Annotated in this window: 17 protein-coding genes; 5 read left to right on the top strand and 12 right to left on the bottom strand. The window is 44.2% G+C overall.

From position 1 onward, the window contains the following. Window positions 1-105 precede the first annotated feature (105 nt). Entirely contained in the window at window positions 106-1,224 is a 1,119-nt protein-coding gene (gene asd, locus ACED53_RS01450) for an aspartate-semialdehyde dehydrogenase (protein ID WP_017099474.1), read from the top strand. A gap of 138 nt (window positions 1,225-1,362) precedes the next feature. Here the strand turns inward: asd and ACED53_RS01445 are convergent, their stop codons facing one another. Both ACED53_RS01445 and ACED53_RS01440 read right to left on the bottom strand, forming a co-directional pair. Continuing rightward, entirely contained in the window at window positions 1,363-2,205 is an 843-nt protein-coding gene (locus tag ACED53_RS01445) for an ion transporter (RefSeq protein WP_032498918.1), read from the bottom strand. A 149-nt stretch (window positions 2,206-2,354) separates the two neighbouring features. After that, a complete protein-coding gene (locus ACED53_RS01440) occupies window positions 2,355-2,993 on the bottom strand; it encodes a YchE family NAAT transporter (RefSeq protein WP_004734056.1) in 639 nt (212 codons plus the stop codon). A 640-nt stretch (window positions 2,994-3,633) separates the two neighbouring features. Between ACED53_RS01440 and adhE the strand changes: the two genes are divergently transcribed. Beyond that, window positions 3,634-6,342, top strand: a complete 2,709-nt coding sequence (gene adhE / locus ACED53_RS01435) for a bifunctional acetaldehyde-CoA/alcohol dehydrogenase (RefSeq protein ID WP_017099472.1) — start codon at window positions 3,634-3,636, stop codon at window positions 6,340-6,342. 185 nt (window positions 6,343-6,527) lie between these two features. Here the strand turns inward: adhE and ACED53_RS01430 are convergent, their stop codons facing one another. From ACED53_RS01430 to sodB, 3 genes are all read right to left on the bottom strand, one after another. Beyond that, window positions 6,528-7,211: an SDR family oxidoreductase gene (locus ACED53_RS01430; protein ID WP_017099967.1), complete on the bottom strand. Its 684-nt coding sequence runs from the start codon at window positions 7,209-7,211 to the stop codon at window positions 6,528-6,530. Window positions 7,212-7,489: 278 nt separating this feature from the next. Next, window positions 7,490-7,993, bottom strand: coding sequence for a VC2046/SO_2500 family protein (locus ACED53_RS01425; RefSeq protein WP_277814439.1), 504 nt, complete (start codon window positions 7,991-7,993; stop codon window positions 7,490-7,492). A gap of 247 nt (window positions 7,994-8,240) precedes the next feature. Further along, window positions 8,241-8,825, bottom strand: coding sequence for a superoxide dismutase [Fe] (gene sodB, locus ACED53_RS01420; RefSeq protein ID WP_017099965.1), 585 nt, complete (start codon window positions 8,823-8,825; stop codon window positions 8,241-8,243). A 269-nt stretch (window positions 8,826-9,094) separates the two neighbouring features. On the opposite strand from sodB, the gene ACED53_RS01415 reads away from it, so the two are divergent. Both ACED53_RS01415 and ACED53_RS01410 read left to right on the top strand, forming a co-directional pair. Further along, entirely contained in the window at window positions 9,095-9,433 is a 339-nt protein-coding gene (locus tag ACED53_RS01415) for a Grx4 family monothiol glutaredoxin (RefSeq protein ID WP_009848715.1), read from the top strand. Between the two features lie 99 nt (window positions 9,434-9,532). Continuing rightward, on the top strand, window positions 9,533-10,162 hold the full coding sequence (locus ACED53_RS01410) for a DsbA family protein (protein WP_017099964.1): 630 nt from the start codon (window positions 9,533-9,535) through the stop codon (window positions 10,160-10,162). A 42-nt stretch (window positions 10,163-10,204) separates the two neighbouring features. On the opposite strand, the gene ACED53_RS01405 is transcribed toward ACED53_RS01410, so the two are convergent. From ACED53_RS01405 to rnt, 5 genes are all read right to left on the bottom strand, one after another. Then, a complete protein-coding gene (locus tag ACED53_RS01405) occupies window positions 10,205-13,717 on the bottom strand; it encodes an ATP-binding protein (protein ID WP_371715233.1) in 3,513 nt (1,170 codons plus the stop codon). A 42-nt stretch (window positions 13,718-13,759) separates the two neighbouring features. Next, window positions 13,760-14,593, bottom strand: a complete 834-nt coding sequence (locus tag ACED53_RS01400) for a transporter substrate-binding domain-containing protein (RefSeq protein WP_241816725.1) — start codon at window positions 14,591-14,593, stop codon at window positions 13,760-13,762. Between the two features lie 46 nt (window positions 14,594-14,639). Next, window positions 14,640-15,983 carry a response regulator gene (locus ACED53_RS01395; protein WP_231847883.1) on the bottom strand — a complete coding sequence of 448 codons (1,344 nt, stop codon included), beginning with the start codon at window positions 15,981-15,983 and terminating at the stop codon, window positions 14,640-14,642. A gap of 540 nt (window positions 15,984-16,523) precedes the next feature. After that, a complete protein-coding gene (locus ACED53_RS01390) occupies window positions 16,524-17,849 on the bottom strand; it encodes a Na+/H+ antiporter family protein (protein ID WP_012603527.1) in 1,326 nt (441 codons plus the stop codon). Window positions 17,850-17,914: 65 nt separating this feature from the next. Further along, window positions 17,915-18,559, bottom strand: coding sequence for a ribonuclease T (rnt, locus tag ACED53_RS01385; RefSeq protein ID WP_029222960.1), 645 nt, complete (start codon window positions 18,557-18,559; stop codon window positions 17,915-17,917). Between the two features lie 188 nt (window positions 18,560-18,747). Here rnt and ACED53_RS01380 point away from each other — a divergent pair, with 188 nt between their 5' ends. After that, window positions 18,748-19,629: an OmpA family protein gene (locus ACED53_RS01380; protein WP_017099963.1), complete on the top strand. Its 882-nt coding sequence runs from the start codon at window positions 18,748-18,750 to the stop codon at window positions 19,627-19,629. 98 nt (window positions 19,630-19,727) lie between these two features. Here ACED53_RS01380 and ACED53_RS01375 read toward each other — a convergent pair whose 3' ends face one another. Together ACED53_RS01375 and gloA are read right to left on the bottom strand one after the other, a co-directional pair. Further along, window positions 19,728-20,162 carry a DUF2753 domain-containing protein gene (locus ACED53_RS01375; RefSeq protein WP_012603530.1) on the bottom strand — a complete coding sequence of 145 codons (435 nt, stop codon included), beginning with the start codon at window positions 20,160-20,162 and terminating at the stop codon, window positions 19,728-19,730. A gap of 189 nt (window positions 20,163-20,351) precedes the next feature. After that, the gene (gloA, locus tag ACED53_RS01370; RefSeq protein ID WP_004734046.1) at window positions 20,352-20,768 is read right to left on the bottom strand and encodes a lactoylglutathione lyase; all 417 of its coding nucleotides are present in this window, start codon (window positions 20,766-20,768) and stop codon (window positions 20,352-20,354) included. Between the last annotated feature and the right edge of the window lie 75 nt (window positions 20,769-20,843).

Genomic DNA, 20,843 nt, shown 5'->3' with positions numbered 1-20,843 from the left:
GAAACGAAAAAGTTACACTTTTTGACAAAAAGCACTTGAGTTCTGTTTCTGAAAAACTTATAGATGGGGGAGAGCAATTTTTAATTTATATATGGAGAGTGAGCGATGAGAGTAGGTCTAGTTGGTTGGCGCGGTATGGTTGGTTCTGTATTGATGCAACGTATGGTTGAAGAGAAAGATTTCGACTTGATTGAACCTGTTTATTACAGTACGTCTCAGATTGGTATTCCTGCCCCTGTTTTGGGTGGTAAAGATGCGGGTCTACTTCAAGACGCTTTTGATATTGATAGCCTAAAACAGCTTGATGCGGTGATTACCTGTCAAGGCGGAGACTACACCTCAAAAGTATACCCAGCACTGCGTCAAGCAGGTTGGAAAGGCTACTGGATTGATGCGGCTTCTACCTTACGTATGGACGCGGATTCAATCATCACTCTTGATCCTGTTAACTTGGCTCAAATCCAACAAGGCATCAACGGCGGGACTAACACTTTCGTAGGCGGTAACTGTACTGTGAGCTTAATGCTTATGGCTTTGGGTGGTCTATACGAGAAAGGCATGGTTGAGTGGATGAGTGCCATGACTTACCAAGCCGCTTCAGGTGCGGGCGCTAAGAACATGCGTGAACTGATCTCACAAATGGGTGTGATCAACGACAGCGTAAGTTCTGAGTTAGCGAACCCTTCAAGTTCAATTCTAGATATCGATAAGAAAGTCGCTGATACCATTCGTTCATCTTCATTTCCAACCGATCAGTTCGGTGCTCCGCTTGCGGGCTCACTGATTCCTTGGATCGATGTGAAGCGTGAAAACGGTCAAAGCAAAGAAGAGTGGAAAGCCGGCGTTGAAGCGAACAAGATTCTTGGCCTAGATGGTCAGCCAATTCCTATCGATGGTACTTGTGTTCGAATCGGTGCAATGCGTTGTCACGCTCAAGCACTAACGATTAAGCTTAAGCAAGATGTGCCTATGGACGAGATCGAAGAGATCATCGCGACGCACAATGATTGGGTTAAAGTGATTCCTAATGACCGAGACATCACTGCGCAGGAGCTAACACCAGCGAAAGTAACAGGCACAATGTCTGTACCAGTCGGTCGTCTGCGTAAGATGTCGATGGGTAACGATTTCCTGAATGCGTTCACGGTAGGTGACCAATTACTTTGGGGTGCTGCAGAACCACTACGTCGTACTTTGCGCATTATCCTTGCTGAGAAAGCGTAATCGGCAAGATTGCTTAAATTCTATTAGCTGATAAACCGAAAGGGTTGACGATAAACGTCAACCCTTTTTAGTTTATTGATATCTCGTTATTCGGCCCTCGAAACTGCCCTTAAACCTCTTCGCATCTCGAGTCTGCTTTTATTTCTCTTCTGTAACGACACGCTTGTCGGGGTCTGCCAATTCACTCGCACAGTGTTTACAATACATAGCATCCGAATCATGGCCGGCGCGGTTACAGTTCGGACACTTTACCAACTCTTTGTGCGAGTTCATCTCATTGCTGAGCTCTGCAGTAATAATCCCTGTCGGTACCGCTAAAATAGAGTAACCCAATAGCATGGTCAGAGAAGCGATCGCTTTCCCTAACGCGGTTTGAGGGATCATGTCACCGTAGCCAACCGTCGTAATGGTTACGATTGCCCAATAAATACTGTGGGGAATACTTGTAAAGCCATTTTCTGGCCCTTCAATAACAAAGATAAGCGCGCCGAAGATAACAACTAAGATGCCAACTGTGCTGAAAAAGATCAGTATCTTTCGTCTTGCCATTAAAAGTGAACGTAACAGAATGTTTGAATCTTGCAGGTAGCGAACCAGTTTTAGGATTCGGAAGATACGCATCACACGCAGCAGCCTTACCACACCCATAAATGAAGCGCCTGGGAAGATGATCGCTAAGTAGGTCGGAAGAATCGCCAATAGGTCCACGACACCATAAAAGCTGGTGGCATAAGATTTTGGTTTCGGAGAACAATAGAGCCTCAACAAATACTCAAGAGTGAAGAGAGCAGTAAAAGTGTATTCAATATAACGCAGCTGCTGTGACCATTCGCTCATGACATTAGGGATGGATTCTAAGATCAGAACCAATAGCGAAGCCAAGATTGCAACGATCAGAGAAATATCAAATGCACGTCCGGCTGGCGTGTGAGTACCAAAGATAATGACGTACAAATGATGCTTGAGTGGCTTGCGTGACATAAGGAGAGATTCATCTTTTGTTAAATGCATTAACAGTCATTATACAAGCTTCATAATAACGAGGCGAGTGAAAGCCCAATTGCTTTACTCGCCTCATCTATATTGCAATATTGTTGCCCTTTATAGAGCTACCGGATTACCGTTAAACGTTATGCCAAACCTGGGAACAAATTACGTAGGCCATTGGCGATGAACTCGATGCCCAATGCGCCAAGAATCAAGCCCATGATACGCGTGATCACATTGATACCCGTTTGACCTAAAAAGCGAACGATAACCGGCGCTGAACGGAACAGAAGCCAAGAGCAGGTTGCAAACGCGATGATGCTAATGCCAATTCCCACAGTATCAATGGCTGCAGGGTAACGAGATCCGTAAACAATGGTCGAGCTGATTGCCCCGGGGCCCGCCATTAATGGCATCGCAAGAGGAACAACACCGATTTGCTCTTTGCTGATGTATTCAGATTTCTCTTGTTTATTCTGCTTATCTTCACCGAGCTTACCGCTCATCATCGAAAATGCGATGCTCAATAATAGCAAACCACCTGCAACACGAAATGAATCCAGGGAGATGCTAAACATATCAAGCAGCATTTGCCCCGCGACAAGCGACACAATCAGGATAACGGCAACGGCAATATTTGCTTGTAAGGCTGTCCTGTTCCTCTCTTCTGGCGGCATATGTGCAGTAAGGGAAACAAAAACAGGCATGATGCCGATTGGGTTTACGGCAGCAACAAGCCCAAGGAAGAATTGCATAAAAATTGCGAGTTCTAAGCCTTGCATGAGAGCGATCTCCAGTTAGCGAATTTTAAGGTTGAAGGTTTGATTCGGTGAATAGTCTGAGCGCGTAATGTAAGGGACAAATCGGATTTGCACGAATGAAAAAAACTAACCTGAAATAGGGGATTATTTTTAGAAAAACTAATTGAATATCACTTTTGTATTGGCGGTGTTGCGAGTTGGTTGTTAGTGTTTCATTTTGTAATTTATTATCGAGTAACTGTTAACTGCCGCACGAATTTAATAAAAATTATGTCAAAATCTAGCCCGTGCAACGGTATGGATATACTCTCAGTAGCACGAATATGGCTGTATACATGTAATTTAACTGACTAAAAATGAAACTTTTTTACAGTTTATGACTCTATGTAGAAAAAGTTTGTCTGTTTGCTTGTTTTTTGAACTAACGAAAAATGTGATTTTAATCTATATAAATCATCATCTTAAGCATGTTTTTGCGATTGCCTTACTACTTTTTGGTTAATTCTTTTTGGGTAACTGATCTGGGTCAATTTTTTTCACACTGTGAAATAATATACTCAGTCCTGAAAGCAATTTACTAAGAACGTTGTTGTTTGAGGTTAAAAGCAAGCAGCGAAATTAATAAAAAGTTTTTAATATTTATTATTTTAGGAGATCCACCATGCCTGTAACTAACTTAGCGGAACTTGATGCTCTAGTAGCACGCGTTAAAGCAGCACAAGAAGAGTTTGCAACATTCTCTCAAGAGAAAGTAGACGCAATCTTCCGCGCAGCTTCTCTTGCTGCTAACCACGCTCGTATCCCACTTGCACAACAAGCAGTTGCTGAATCTGGAATGGGTATTGTTGAAGATAAGGTTATCAAAAACCACTTTGCATCTGAATTTATCTACAACAAATACAAAGACGAAAAAACATGTGGCATTCTTGATGAAGATGAAAGCCTAGGCACAATGACTATCGCTGAGCCTGTAGGTATCATCTGTGGTATCGTTCCAACAACGAACCCAACTTCTACAGCAATCTTCAAATCTCTAATCTCTCTTAAAACACGTAACGGCATCATCTTCTCGCCACACCCACGTGCAAAGAACTCAACTAATGACGCAGCGAAGCTTGTTCTAGACGCAGCTGTAGCAGCGGGTGCACCAAAAGACATCATCGGTTGGATCGACCAACCATCTGTAGAGCTTTCTAACGCGCTGATGAAGCACGACGGTATCGCACTTATCCTTGCTACTGGTGGTCCAGGCATGGTTAAAGCAGCATACTCTTCTGGTAAGCCTGCTATCGGTGTTGGTGCTGGTAACGTTCCTGTAGTTATCGATGAAACAGCTGACATCAAACGTGCAGTAGCATCTATCCTTATGTCTAAAACATTCGATAACGGTGTTGTATGTGCTTCTGAGCAAGCTGCAATCGTAGTTAGCGAAGTATATGACGAAGTTAAAGAGCGTTTTGCTTCTCACAAAGCTCACGTTTTATCTAAAGCTGACGCAGATAAAGTACGTAAAGTTCTTCTTATCGACGGCAACCTAAACGCTAAAATCGTAGGTCAACCTGCTCCAGCAATCGCTGAAATGGCGGGTGTTAAAGTTCCTGCTGATACAAAAGTACTTGTAGGTGAAGGCCTTGGTAAAGTTTCTTACGATGACGAATTTGCTCACGAGAAACTGTCTCCAACTCTAGGTCTATTCCGCGCAGACGATTTCGAAGACGCTGTTGCTCAAGCAGTAACTATGGTTGAAATCGGTGGTATCGGTCACACATCTGGTCTTTACACTAACCAAGACGTAAACGCAGATCGCATCCGTTACTTCGGTGACAAGATGAAGACGGCTCGTATCCTAATCAACATCCCGACTACTCACGGTGGTATCGGTGACCTGTACAACTTTAACGTTGCACCTTCTCTAACTCTTGGTTGTGGTTCATGGGGTGGTAACTCTATCTCTGAGAACGTAGGTCCTAAGCACCTTATCAACAAGAAAACTGTAGCGAAGCGAGCTGAAAATATGTTGTGGCACAAACTACCTAAGTCTATCTACTTCCGTCGTGGCAGCCTTCCAATCGCTATGAGCGACCTAGAAGGTAAGAAACGCGCATTCCTAGTAACGGACCGTTTCCTATTCAACAACGGTTACGCAGACGATGTAGTTAGCCTGCTTAAAGCGCAAGGTATTGAAGTTCAAGTATTCTTCGATGTAGAAGCGGATCCAACACTGTCTGTTGTTGAGAAAGGCGCTGAAGCAATGAAGAGCTTCCAACCTGACGTAATCCTTGCTCTAGGTGGCGGTTCTCCAATGGATGCTGCTAAGATCATGTGGGTTATGTACGAGCACCCAGAAACTCACTTCGAAGAACTAGCAATGCGCTTTATGGATATCCGTAAACGTATCTACAAGTTCCCTAAAATGGGTAAAAAAGCTGAGCTAGTATGTATCACTACTACTTCAGGTACGGGTTCAGAAGTTACGCCATTCGCGGTTGTTACTGACGACAAAACAGGTGCTAAGTACCCGCTAGCGGATTACGAAATCACGCCAAACATGGCTGTTGTTGATGCTAACCTAGTAATGAACATGCCTAAGTCTCTAACAGCGTTCGGTGGTTACGATGCAGTAACTCACGCTCTTGAAGCTTACGTATCAGTTCTTGCGAACGAATACTCAGATGGTCAAGCTCTACAAGCTCTTAAGATGCTTAAAGAATACCTACCATCAAGCTACAAAAACGGTTCAGCAGACCCAATCGCTCGTGAGAAAGTACACAACGCTGCAACGATTGCTGGTATTGCCTTTGCGAACGCATTCCTAGGTGTATGTCACTCAATGGCTCACAAAATTGGTGCTGAGTTCCACCTACCACACGGTCTTGCAAACGCACTACTTATCTCAAACGTTGTACGTTACAACGCGAACGATAACCCAACTAAGCAGACTGCATTCTCTCAGTACGACCGCCCACAAGCACGTCGTCGTTATGCTGAAGTTGCTGACCACCTAGGCCTAAGCCAAGCTGGTGACCGTACTGCTCAGAAGATTGAACGTCTACTGACTTGGTTAGAAGAGCTTAAAGTTGACCTAGACATCCCACTGTCTATCCAGGCTGCGGGTGTTAACGAGTCTGACTTCATCGCTAAACTAGACGAGCTAGCTGTTGAAGCGTTCGATGACCAGTGTACAGGTGCTAACCCACGTTACCCTCTAATCACTGAGCTTAAAGAAGTTCTAACAACGTCTTACTTCGGTAAAGCATACGTTGAAGGTGAAACTTTTGAAGGTACGACTGTAATTTTGAAGAAAGCTGACCAAAAGCCAGCTGAAGAAAAAGCAGCACCAAAAGCTAAAAAAGAAAAAGCTAACGCATAATAAGTAAGCATTAGTTTGAGATAGGTTTTCGCTAGCACGATACTTATCTATCGGGAAAAGATGAAAGCCCCAGTCGAGAGACTGGGGCTTTTTTTATGTTTGGTTAGTTTGTAAAACGGATTGAAAGGCAATAGCTCTGCTACTTAATATGAGCTGAGCCAGTCATGTTCAATTGGAATAGGGAGTTAAACCTCAGCTGCGACAACTCGCCCACTGAAGTAGTCATTCGAGACAATGTATTCCGTTGTTCTGGTCAGTTCGTCTTGCAGTTGTGCCCAGTGACACCCATTGAGCTTGCCTTCGGAGTTATGAACGGCAGGGACAACGCCACCGACTCGAATACCAAATGGCGTCAGTTCTTTCGCCCAGCTATGGGTAAAGCCGGTAATCATGGAGTTTGCGCTCTCTAAGCCTGACACATCATGAAAGTCATCGTGAGATATCACATTCACAATTACGCCTTCTTTGTCTTGCTCTCGTAACCTCTCTGCACTGATTTGCCCAAATGCGAAAAGGGTCGATGCCATAGCAGACAGATCATTGATAAAGCTACTGACAGGCTGATCGCCAATTAGACTAGGCATTGGGGAACTTATCCAATTGTTGACCAGAACATCGGGTGTAGTGTTAAAGGTGGCTTGAATAAAATCAAATACGCTGAGGATAGCTTGGCTGTCATTCCCTTCGAGCGTGTAATGGTAAACAGAGTCGGAGAAGCGGGCACATTGTAAATAAGTCGCCTGAAGTGCTTTTGCGTCTTTATCACAAAGGATGACAGTGGCTCCAAGGTTAACAAAGTGATTCGCAATCGTTCCTCCCAATCGCGAGCCGGCAGATGTTACCAATATAATTGAGCTTTTTATTTCCATCCCAGTACCTAAGCAAATCGTCCATGTTGGATAATGATGGGTTAAATTTCATACAGCGGGTGTGAATTGGCTCAAACTAAGGTGTACCCATTGATAACTTTTTATGAACTTTGTGGCAGGTCACATTTTGCAGTAACTTCAAGTGTTAACCGACATCTCCGGTTTTTATGATGACCAAAGGTGATGGTTCATATTGCCTACATCAATCATTCAAAAAGCGAGATCGAACAAAGAATAGTCGTGAATATTGAGTGAGAAAGAGGACGGCTAGGCAGCGGCTATACTTGCGCCTGAATCTGATACTGACGTTGAGCTGTCGACAGCTCGTTGTAGAGCGTCGCATTTGGTAAATCAGGTAACTGTTTACTTGCCAGTTTACGCCTGTCATGACCAGAAAGGTTTTGGTAAATCTCTTCGGGGAAGTCGGCTGTATCTTCTGGCATGAAAGCAAGTGCTTCAGGCTTCAAGTAGTGGCTTAGCTTGGCGCTGGCAAGGCTAGCTTGATGAAAGTGATTCGATTGTTGTGCTGAAATTTCATACGACGATTGGTTTGAACGCAGTTGTTGCGGTTCTGCTACGCCAAATTGCTTACGTAAGCGATCTTCAGTCGTTTCAGTGACGTCAATAGTGTCGATGGGAGTACAGTCGCGAACATCATTGGAAAACATAGATAGCAGCAACGCAAAATCTGCACGGCGACCTTGCTCAACCGCTTGGCTGATCCCGATGCCGAACTTCAGTTCGTTGATGATTCCTGCTTTGTCTAAAGTATGTATTTGCATGCTGCCTCTCATTGGATACACCTTTAACGGCACGGAGTTGGCAAACTTTAGAGTTTAATTACAGGCAAATAACGAATTTATGTAGGGCGATTGAGAAAGGTAAGAATAGGTTGAAAAGTCGGCTCGATCTGCTAGTTCGTTTCGCAATGTTCGCATTGATTAGAATACGACAGATACAAAAAAGCTCACGCCGAGGCATGAGCTTTCAATAGATAACTCGCTATAAATAGCGCAGCGTAAGTAATAATTACTTAGCTAGGTTCTCTTCTACGAAAGACCAGTTTACTAGGTTCCAGAATGCAGCCATGTAGTCAGGGCGAACATTGCGGAAATCGATGTAGTAAGCGTGTTCCCATAGGTCAACAGTTAGAAGTGGAGTAACACCTTCTTCTGTTAGAGGAGTCGCAGCGTTAGAAGTGTTAACGATGTCTAGAGAACCGTCAGCTTTCTTAACTAACCAAGTCCAAGAAGAACCGAAGTTGTTGATTGCTGAATCTGTGAATTTCGCTTTGAATTCTTCGAAAGAACCGAATGCAGCGTTGATCGCTTCTGCAACCGCGCCTGTTGGTTCGCCGCCTGCTTTAGGAGCAAGACAGTGCCAGTAGAACGTGTGGTTCCAGATTTGAGCAGCGTTATTGAAAACACCACCAGTAGAAGTCTTAACGATTTCTTCTAGTGTTTTGCCTTCAAACTCAGTACCTGGGATAAGACCGTTTAGCTTAACAACGTAAGTGTTGTGGTGCTTACCGTAGTGGAAATCTAGCGTTTCTGCTGAGATGTGTGGTTCTAGCGCGTCTTTCGCGTAAGGAAGAGCCGGTAGTTCAAATGCCATTGCTCAATTCTCCATTGATATGAAAGAGTTAACTCTTTCGATTGCTTCCAGTGATATTATTATTCATGGCTCGCTATATTGCCAACCACGGTCAATTTGCTGACTTGCGATATAGTTTAGCAAGTTTTTACTTTATTAAAAGCTTAATTCATCACTTTTGTGTGAATTGTTAGCTTAACTGGTTAACCTCTTTTTTTATATGGTTTTTATTCTTTTGGTTTGGGGTAGAATAAAGGCAATGAAAGCCGTAATCCATTAACGAGGAAGCAATGGAAACTATCGATAAAATCAAACAGCAAATTGAAGAAAACACTATTCTACTGTACATGAAAGGTTCTCCTAAGCTACCTAGCTGTGGTTTCTCTTCTCAAGCGTCTCAAGCGCTAATGGCATGTGGTGAAAAATTTGCTTACGTAGATATCCTACAAAACCCTGATATCCGTGCAGAGCTTCCAGCTTACGCACAATGGCCAACGTTCCCACAACTTTGGGTTGAAGGTGAGCTAATCGGTGGTTGTGATATCATTCTTGAGATGTTCCAAAAGGGTGAGCTTCAGCCAATCGTTAAAGAAGCCGCTGCTAAAGTAGCTGGCGACGACGCTGAGTAAGCTTTAGGCCTTGGTGCTTAAATATTGAATGGAAGGGGCCTTAATTAGGCTCCTTTTTTCGTTTGAATGGTTCAACAAAGACTCGATAAGGAATGAACAATGAACGTAAAACTTCATTATGTGCATGATCCAATGTGCAGCTGGTGTTGGGGCTACAAGCCAACGCTTGAGTTATTAAAACAACAATTGCCAGCGAGCATTGAGTTTAGCTATGTAGTCGGTGGTTTGGCTCCGGATTCTGAAGAGCCGATGTCAGAAGAGATGAAAGGCAAGCTTCAAGCGATTTGGAAGCAGATTGGAGCTAAGCTGGGTACGGAATTTAATCATGAGTTTTGGACGGAATGCCAACCAGTTCGCAGCACTTACCCAGCGTGTCGCGCAGTGATCGCTGCTGGTTTTCAAGATCACTACGAAGCAATGCTTGAAGCGATCCAACACGCTTACTACCTTCGTGCGATGCTGCCTCATAGCCAAGAAACGCATTTGCAGTTAGCTCAAGAGCTAGGGATGAATGTACAACAGTTTGAAAATGACCTTTCTAGTAAGCTATTGGAAAGCGAGTTAGATGATCAGTTAGGTTTCAAAGAAGCGATGGGTGTGCATTCTTACCCAACCTTAATGCTTGAGGTAAACGGTATCTTTAGCGAAGTTGAATTGGATTACCATTCAACTGAAGCGACGCTCAAGTCTATTCGCGAAATTCTAGTGAATAACGCTCCCGCTGTATAATCCAGCGAGAGCTGTCTGTATTGACGCAATAACCTCTAAGGCTTACTCATAAGAGTAAGCCTTTTCTTTTGTCTGACGTAGTTGGTTTATCTCCTCTGTAAACCGTTCGAATGTGTTAGTTGCTTCCGAGATTGATGCTTCAATTTCTGATTCGACTTGATCTAAGTCTGTGGCTTCGGTTACTAGGCCGTTTGCTTGTGCTTCAATGATTGCGAGCGGAGAAGCAATCGCGTCACATGCCACCATTTTAGCGGCACCTTTGAGTCGGTGTGATGTGGTTTTTAGTCCCTTATATTCCTTATTAGCCCACTGCGCTTTTATCTGTTCATTATCTGCAATAAAACTTGCGGCAAACTCGTCGAGTAAGGTCATCACCACATCGTGATCTTCAAATAGATCGTAGAGTGCGGTGTAGTCGATGATGGGGCTATTGGTCTCGTTGGGTGAATCTTGAGGGACTGTGGGGTCAACATCTTCGATTGTCTCTGAGTTGTTATTTTCTGCCGATTCCGCAAAGCTCTGTTCAATGCCTTGGAACAGCATTGAAAACTCATTGGTTTCTTGAGCTGCCGGTAAAGCGTTTGACGAAGAGCTTGTGTCCTGATTTTGCGAGTCTGGCTTTTCTGCATCAGAAATATCGGTTTCAAGCGTCGGATCTAAATCGTGGACTGCGGGTAGCCATTTTTCAATGGTCAGCTTCATTTGCTTAATGGAAACGGGTTTAACTAGGAAATCATCCATGCCGTGTGCATAACAGTTGGCATCTTCACCCTGAACCGCATTCGCCGTCAACGCGACGATAGGCAACTTTTGAGTTTCTTGATTTAGTTCTTCATTGCGTTGTTCTATCTGACGAATGCTTGAGGCAAGCGTGTAACCGTCCATCTCCGGCATATGACAATCGGTGAGAAGCAAACCATAACGTTTATTTTTTAAAGCATTCAGCGCTAGCACTCCGTTATCGAAAATATCAGCGTGGACACCAATACTCTCAAGCTGCTTGGCGATGACTTGCTGATTGATCGGGTGGTCTTCCGCAACAAGAATCAGTCGGCCATTACGCTCGGCTTGTTCGCGAGTCTCGATGGCGATAGGCGCTTTGGTTTCGTTGTCTAATGATGAGAGTAGATTGTTGTGACTGACGGGTTTCGTTAAAACATGAACAAGGTTATCGGGCAGCAGCGGATTTACCGACAAGCACCAAGAGTTACCTAAAGGCTCTGGTGAGAGCATTGGGTTTTGGTTGATTACGGTGAAGCGTGTTGAACCCGTATGCTGCTGAATCCAAGCATCGCTAATCGCCAGTTGTTGCCAAACCGACATCGCGACAAAGATGTGTTTGGGCTGATGTTTGACGATCATCTCTTTGAGTAGGTGCTTTTGATTAATGTGCAGAACTTTTGGTTCAAGATCGAAGTGTTTCAAATATCGACACAGCTCTTCTTGTTGCAGAACGTAGCCAACAACGTATACCTCGCTTGAGTGATTACCGACATCTAGCTCAATAGAACTCTCACCCTCTGAAGGAAAAATCAGCGTTTGTCGTAGAGCCAAAGCGTTGCTTACTGCATGTTCAGGAGTACAAGTTGGGAGGGTAACGGTTACCGTAAAGTGGCTGCCTTTTCCTTCTTCACTCGACAGTTCTATGTTGCCATCCATCTGTTCTATCAATTTCAAAGCGATAGACAGTCCAAGCCCTGTGCCACCAAAACGGCGACTAGTGGTTTTGTCGACTTGTTCAAAAGGTTGGAATAAGCTTTGTTGTCTGTCTTTCGGGATGCCGATGCCCGTATCGGAAACCGTGAGGCTAACTTTCTGCTGATGTTCGTTTTGTTCAATTACATCAACATGCAATGAAATAGTGCCATGTTCGGTGAACTTAATCGCATTGTTAAGGAAATTGTTTAGAATCTGATGGAGTCGTATATCGTCTGTAAACAACCACTGAGCGAGGTTTGGGTCTTGCCAATAGTGGAAGGCTAAGCCTTTTTGCTGTGCATGAATGGATTGCGGTTGCACGATACGGGCGAGTACTTTTCCAAGCTCAATTTCGGTCGGGTTAAGATCCAATTTTCCGGCTTCAATCTTGGAGTAATCGAGTACGTCATTAACGATGTGCAGTAAGTTCCGAGCCGACTGATTCAATCTACCGTGTAAGTTCAGTAACTCTTCACTCAGCTGATGTTCCTGCATTAATTCCAACAGCCCTAAGATCCCACTAATCGGGGTGCGAACCTCGTGGCTAATGGTCGCTAAGAATTGCGACTTTGCAGCCGTTGCACTTTCTGCTTTTTGGCGTGCGTTGTCTAAAGCTTGCTGTTGTTTTTTTAGTAGGGTGATGTCTGTTATCACCGTATTCCACTCAATGGTTTTGCTGTTCGATACTTGGCTATTAAATTTCACCCATTTAGTTTGACCTGATTCTAACTGCATTCGCTGTTCATTTTCCCAATGCCCGGTTTCAATAGCTTCGAGCATACTGGTTTCAAACAGGGGCAAGTCATCCTCTGCGATCAGATCAAACAGACGTTGAGGGTGCTCTTTTACGTTATCCACGGATAAGCCGAACATATCGCTTACACCTGCACTGACAAAGCTAAACCGGATATCTAAAGGCTGTCGAGGGTGCGTTTGAATATGTTTAAGCACGACCCCATCAATGTTGTCGGCCAGCGTTTGCAAGTGGGCTTCTGCTGCTTTTGCTCTCTGCTCGGCGATCTTTCGCTGCTCGATTTCAGCCGCCATTTTTCGGTTCCAAAATACGATCACGAAAATGACCACAAAGATCCCAAGCCCGATGATCACCGACCATTTAGCGACTTCGCGTGGTGATAAGCCTTCTTGGTATTCATAGGTTAACCATTTGTTTTCCAAGCGCGCTAATTCATTGGCAGGCAGTGCTCCAATGGTTTTGTTGAGAATACTCAACAGCATGGGATGGCGGAAGTTCACTGCGAGAGCTAGTGGTGCGCTGTTTTGCTCATTAATGGTGCCAGTGATTTTGAATTGCCCTACATAGTCTTGATGCAATAAAGGTGCAGCATGATGAAGTGAAGCAAGCGCGAAACTGATGTCGTCTTTCTGTAATGCTTGGAAAGCGCTGACGTGATTGATGTAAGGGACGGCTAGGCAAGTAAGGCAGAGAGAAGGCAGAACTGTTGAGCCTCCAGAATTTTCAATCACACCAACAGCTTCGGTGCCACTTGGCGCAAAGTTGCCTAAGCGATCAGAGCGACTCAATAACACCCAAGGTTCAAAACTGTAAGCTTGAGTGAAGTCCATGTATCGGGCTTTATCTGTGGTTGGTGTGATGTTGGTTAGCACCATTGTCTCACCATTATTGAACGCGACCTCGGCCGCTTCTGGTGTTAGGTAAGTGGTACTTTCGAATGACACGCCAAGCACATTACTTATTAGGTTTAAGATGTCAGCAGATAAGCCTGAGTGTTGCTGTTGCTCATTGGTAAAGTCGTAAGGGTACCAATTGGAGTGTGTGCCTACGGGGATGGAAGGGTTGCTGTCGAGCCAGTTCTTTTCATCTTGGGTTAAATTCAATGTTCCATAGTTCAGCAGCATCGAATGTTGCGACGGAGCAAGTCATTGATTATAAATAGATTGCAGTGAGCCTTCCTTAATGTCCTGTAAAGCGAAATTGATTCGGCTAAGCAATCTGTGCTTTCCTTTTTTGACCGCGAAGTGCAAGTGGTCAGCTGGAAGGTCAGGAAGAACTGATAGTGTGAGTGAGTCTCGAGGCTGTTCTCGTAATAACGCAGAAAGTGCAAGCGCATCGCCAATGTACGCATCCACGCTATCCTCCTGAATTGCCGTGAATGCCGCTTGCGTACTGTCTAATGTGGTAATTTGACTATCAGGAAGCAGGCTAGGAAGCAGATCATTGAGCGCAAACCCTTTCTCCAATGCTAGGTTGGCGGTTGCCAACGCACCTAAATCGTTTATTTTTCTATTTTGGGTCATCACCGCTCGTCTTATGGAAAACATCGGCTCACTAAAAGTCATGTAATTATGGCGCTCCTTGGTCGAAGAGACACCGACTAGCAGATCTAATTCACCTCTTTCGAATGCACTCAGTACATCACTAAATGTTGAATACAACTTAATCTGATATTGGAAACCTGCATTTACCGCTACCTGATCCAACATACTGATGAGTAGCCCTTCAGAAACAGTGTTGCCTGAGGGAGTCTTATGTTGATAGCTGTAGGGGACCATGTCGTAAGAAGGTAGGCCAACCCGCAATATGACTTGGTCACTCGATGAGTTCTCTGTTTTGTTTGCTAAGGAGCTAGCGGGTGATGTGTTCCCTGGTGGGGTGTTTTCGGCAAAGGTGAGCAGTGGCCACATCAACAGTGAAAGACAACTCAATAAAAAGGCGACACACCACGTTTTCGTTTTTGAAGCGCTGTTTTGCATAAAGACATCCTGTCGTTTGCTTGCTGATTTTAGAGTATCGCCATGCTTAACTAACGGCAGCCAAAGGGGCTTTAGTTAGTGTGGGGAGTGAAAAATTATCAGCTTGCTGCAATGCCATACGTTGAAGTAGAGCAAGGTTCGTGTGATCCGCTTTTAAATGAACGTCAATTTGGCGCTTTATTTGAACGACTTTGTCTTGTAATCCTAAGGCTTGATAACACAGCGCCAACAAGAAGAACGCGTCGACATCATTGCCTGAAAACTCGTTTATCGAAATACTCTCAATGCACTCTGTCGCAACCTCATGTTGATCGAGTTGAATCAGTTGTAAGGTACGACAAAGCTTTAGAAGCGGCTTGCTCAATGCGTAAGACTTTTCAGAGTGAGAAAGCCTCTGCCAAGTCGCTTCAGGTTTCCAAAGTGTTAGTTCTTCGTGGGTGAGCGCCAAACTATCCGCCCATAAGATGAGTGCTCGCTTACCTGTAGAATCCCAAATTGAGTGAGGAATGAGTTGTGCGAGAGATTTGAGATGTTGGGTCGCTTGTGTGACATTTTTATCTAGCAACTGCAGCCAGACCATGGTGTTGGTTAACTCAATATTACTGCTGTTCACGGTGAGTACTTGGTCAATCAGTTCGCTCGCTGATTCGAAATCACTGGTATTGAGACAGATCTTGACCTTAAGTTGCTGAAGTTTGATATTGCGCGGGTTGCTTTCTATTAGGCCATCGATTTGACGGAGTGCGTCGTGATAGTGCTGCTTGAGGATATGTATTTCAATGAGCTTAACTTTAGCGGGCAGGTAATCATGGAGCTGCAATAGCCCATTCAACATGGCTTGTGCGTCATCGAGTTGTTGGTTTTTTATCAGAATATTCGCCATATAAATAATGGCATCTTTCAGTGTCGACGGATCAGGGGCTTTGCCAAAGAGTGGCTTTACCGCATTGAGGCCATTCTTTAAAAAGGCCTGCTCTAATGTCGAAAAGTATTGCTGCCGAGAGAGTGCGGATGTGACTCTTTTTATGATGTCATCTGCACGTATTGGCTTAATCAAATAACCATCAGGTTCTAAGTTAGCATAACCAAAGAAGGTATCTTGGCTGTCATTGCCTGTGACGATAAAGACGATCGTTTGTGGCCGGATTAATTCTTTTTGCTGCAAGAACTCAAGCAACTGCAAGCCATTGCTTCCTGAGCCTAAATCGTGGTCAATTAATAAGATGTCGAATCGATGTGCGCGACAAGCCTCAATCGCGTTTTGTGCATTGGATGCGCTAATCACATTGTTGTTAGGCACGCCTAACTTGATAAGTAGTGCGCGGGTAGCACTTTGAATGACGCTGCTGTCATCAACGATGAGGTAGCGCGATCGGGCGAGTATATCCATATAGTAGCCTTCTGACGTATTGAGCCTTGCCACTTTGTCGTCTATGAATTAGCGGCTTATTTATTAAACACTTAAGTGTAGGAGTGAATTCAATGAATAGCCACAAGTTGCACATCAATGCGTACGGGATAATGTATAGGGAGTGATGTTGGTTCAGAAGGTTAGCGTGTTTCTAAAGTTGGAAATAAAAGGGGAAAGAGGTTAGGGTCTGTTGACCTTTCGCGGTTAAATTTTGTTCGATATAGAATCGTTTTAGGCGCGGCAAGGAATATGTAGCCTAGTCACTCTAAGTAAATACTTCTTAACAAAGCATAAAACGATTCTAGCCGAACCCTTCGGGCAGCCTTTGTGGTTCATTTCTACTGCGTTATCGGCTTCTCATGTAGGCTAGCTACACTTCAAAGCCTCTGCCTTGTAGCAATTTCCCACAAAGCGCTGCAAAAATCAGCTCGAAAGGTCAACAGACCCTATATACAAAAAAGACCGCACGAGGCGGTCTTTATAAAAGTGAGCGTAGGATTCTTTAACTACAGAACCTAATTACAGAACCATGGCTGCAATCCAACCGAATACGATCAGTGGGATGTTGTAGTGTAGGAACGTCGGTACTACGGTTTCCCATACGTGCTCGTGTTGACCATCAGCATTAAGACCCGATGTTGGACCTAAGGTTGAGTCAGAAGCTGGAGAGCCAGCATCGCCAAGCGCTGCAGCTGTACCTACTAGAGCGATCGTTGCCATAGGTGAGAAACCAAATGCTGCTGCTAGTGGAACGTAGATAGTTGCAAGGATTGGAATCGTAGAGAACGAAGAACCAATACCCATAGTTACCAATAGACCAACAATTAGCATAAGCAGTGCCGCTAGAGGCTTGTTGTCACCGATGCTGGTTGAAAGCGCTTCAACCAAAGATTCAACGCCACCAGTTTGCTTCATTACCGCTGCAAAACCTGCCGCTGCAATCATGATGAAACCGATCATTGCCATCATGTGAACGCCCTTAGTGAAGACATCGTGTGTCTCTTTCCAAGCGATTACACCACCGAAGGTGAATACCATGAAACCAGCCAAAGCACCGATGATCATAGAACCTGTCGATAGTTGAACCGTTAGTGCAGCAACAATACCCGCAGCAGCCACTAGGATGTGCTTCTTGTTGATCTCTTTCACTTCGGTTGAAACAACAGTATGAGACGTTTCTTTGTATTGACGTGGCTTACGGTAAGTAAAGAATACTGCCGTAAGAAGACCAAAGATCATACCAGCTGCCGGTAACAACATCGCCATTGGTACTTGGCTTGCTACTACGTTTTCAAGACCGTTGTCGTGAAGGTTTTTAAGCAAGATGTTGTTTAGGAAGATGCCACCAAAACCGATAGGTAGAACCATATACGGAGTAATCAGGCCAAAAGTAAGTACACACGCAACCAGACGACGGTCTAGGTTCATTTTTGCGAATACGCCTAATAGAGGTGGGATTAAAATTGGGATGAAGGCGATATGCACAGGAATCACGTTTTGCGAAGACATGGTCACTAAGATCAAAGACGCAAGGATGCCATATTTTAGACCATTAGATGCCGCACTGTTCTCTTTGCCGTGAATGCGCTTAATGACGCTTTGAGCGAGTAGATCTGTGATACCAGAACGAGAGATAGCAACAGCAAAGGTACCAAGCATTGCGTAGCTAAGTGCGATAGTTGCACCGCCACCTAATCCACTTTCGAACGCTGCTACAGCATCGTTCACACTCATACCAGAGGCTACGCCACCGATAATTGCGCTGAACGTGAGAGCCACGACAACGTTTACGCGCATCAAAGCTAAAACAAGCATGATGCAAACTGAAATTACAACAGGATTCATATTATTCTCGGGATGTTGTGTTTTTTATGAAGGCAATACGAGTGAACGTTTACCGACTCTATTTGTTATTCTTCGTCAACAAGAGGCCAACCACCAAGGGCTTTCCATTTGTTTACTATGCCGCAAAATAACTCTGTGGTTTTTTGCGTATCATACAAAGCAGAGTGTGCTTCTTTGTTGTCAAATTCCATCCCCGCAGTGCGGCAAGCTTTAGCCAAAACGGTTTGACCGTAGGCAAGACCACTAAGGGCTGCAGTGTCAAAAGTTGCAAATGGATGGAAAGGGACGCGTTTAAGCTTACAACGCTCACTTGCTGCATTAACGAAGTTTAAATCGAACGTAGCATTGTGAGCGACCATGATTGCGCGACTGCAATCTGAAGCTTTTTGTTCTTTTCTCACAAGCTTGTAGATTTCTTTAAGGGCTTCTTGTTCCGACACAGCACCACGTAATGGGCTAAATGGGTCTTTAATTCCGTTAAAGTCTAATGCTGCCTGCTCTATATTTGCGCCTTCAAAAGGCTCAATGTGAAAATGAAGCGTTGATGCAGGGTGCAGATCTCCGTTCTCATCCATTCTTAGTGTAATGGCACAGATTTCTAATAATGCATCGGTTTCAGCGTTAAACCCTGCGGTTTCCACGTCGATGACCACTGGGAAATAGCCACGAAAGCGTTTTTTAAGGGTCAGAGCTTCGTTTTCTACAGTCATGTTAGCCCAAATATGTGTGATTAAGGCAGCATTATTGCAGATAATAGCAGTGATAAAAACTAGGGAAGGGCAATAAATCATAAATTAGCCGACCTATTTCGGCTTGATAATTGCATATTCAAACGTGATGGAAAAATGCGGCAATTGGCTGCATTGTTAAACGAATTGCTTAAGAGATACTCCACTTTATGAAGAAACAACTCATAACAGGTTCAATGCTATTTTCGCTACTTATGTCGTCATCGGTATTGGCACAAGCAAAGCGTTACGGAGCATCTCCTCTACAGTCGACATGGGAGATGGTGGCTAACACGCCACTAGAATGTCGCTTGGTTCACCCTATCCCCAACTTTGGTGATGCTGAGTTTTCATCTCGCGCGAGTAAAAAAATCATTTTGGATTTTGAGCTTAAAATGCGTCGCCCAATGGGGGCGACACGCAATGTAAGCTTGATCTCTATGCCACCAGCTTGGCGTCCGGGCGAAAGTGCTGACCGCATGACGACCATTAAGTTCTTCCAACAATTTGATGGCTATGTTGGTGATCAAACCGCTTGGGGTATTTTGAGTGAGTTGGAGAAAGGGCGTTACCCGACATTCAGCTATCAAGAGTGGCAGAGCCGAGATCAGCGAATCGAAGTTGCACTATCATCGGTATTATTCCAAGAAAAGTATAATGTGTTCAGTGACTGTATCGCCAACTTATTGCCTTACAGCTTCGAAGATATCTCTTTTACTATCTTGCACTACGATCGTAACAGCGATCAGTTGAATAAGTCTTCACGTAAGAGACTCAGCCAGATTGCCGACTATGTTCGCTATAACCAAGACATCGACCTTGTGCTGGTGGCTACATACACCGATTCCGTCGATAGCAAAGGTATTAGCCAGAATCTTTCAGAGCGCAGAGCGGAATCATTAAGAGAGTACTTTAAATCTCTAGGCTTGCCAGAAGACCGCATTCAAGTACAAGGTTATGGTAAGCGTCGTCCAATTGCTGACAACAACTCGCCAATTGGTAAAGACAAAAACCGACGTGTTGTTATCTCTTTAGGTCGCACACAGGTGTAATCTGAACAATAGCTCGTTTTGAAATGACAAAGCCCGTCTTCACTGATGACGGGCTTTTTTATATTTTAAATTTGAGTCGTTGTTTAAACGTAATTTGTTTAGTTCAAGCGGAAGCGGGCGATCATTTCACAGTTGGTCGCGGTATCGATCTTTTCCACCATAGAAGCAATTTTAGGGTTGGGATGGCGTTTCATGAAATCGATAAGGGCTTTCTTACAGCAACCAATTGAGTCAATGAAGCTTGAACATTGCGTATTGGGACATTGCGGGATCAGTGTCAGTACTTTTTCTGAAGCCAATTGGAGATACTTGAGTTCATATTCAGTATCGCCGGCCCATCGCCAAAACTGAGCGAGGTTGTGACAAGAAATCACAGAGATAAGTAAGCGCTCGTCCGCTTGGATATCGGTACGTTCAGTAATTTTTTCGCTTAAACTCAATGCTTGCTGATAGTGAAGAATACTTTGTACAGGATCGTCGAGCTGCAATGCCGTATCGGCAAGTAACGTGTGTTTTTCCCATTCGCTAATCATTGTGTTACCTCACTAATCAATAGGGGACTTAATTTAAATGATAATTATTATCATGTAAAGTTTCATCAGTGAGAATGTTGTAATAATTAGTAAAGAATATCGATTATTAATAGAGCTACAAAAAAAGCGAGCTTTATGCTCGCTTATAGTGTTTATTCCATAGCCAAATATTGCAGAGGCTACGAAGGGTTAACCTTCTAGACCAGCACTTGCTTGTTTGTTCTGAATAAGCTCAATCATGTAGCCGTCAGGATCTTTAACGAATGCGATGTGAGTAGAGCCGCCTTTTACAGGGCCCGCTTCACGTGTCACATTACCGCCTGCTGCTTTAATCGCGTCACACGTTGTGTAGATGTCATCAACTCCGATAGCAACGTGACCAAAAGCTGAGCCAAGGTCATATTCAGTCGTGCCCCAGTTGTAAGTCAGCTCAATCACAGCGCCTTGAGATTCGTCACCAAAGCCAACGAAAGCCAGTGTGTATTCGTACTCTTTATTCTCGTTCTTACGTAACAGCTGCATGCCCATTACATTGGTGTAGAACTCGATAGACTTGTCTAGATCACCAACGCGTAGCATGGTGTGTAAAATACGGCCGTTTGACATGATTTGCTCCTAGCTTTAATTATGTATACGTTTTTGTAATTCTGTTTTATGCCGCTAGAAAAATGCGGCATTGTT

This window comes from Vibrio sp. 1F169, assembly GCF_041439605.1.
In the GTDB taxonomy this organism is placed as follows: Bacteria; Pseudomonadota; Gammaproteobacteria; order Enterobacterales; family Vibrionaceae; genus Vibrio; species Vibrio tasmaniensis_A.
Note: the sequence above shows the minus strand (reverse complement) of the source record. Positions and strands in the feature narration are given on the sequence as shown.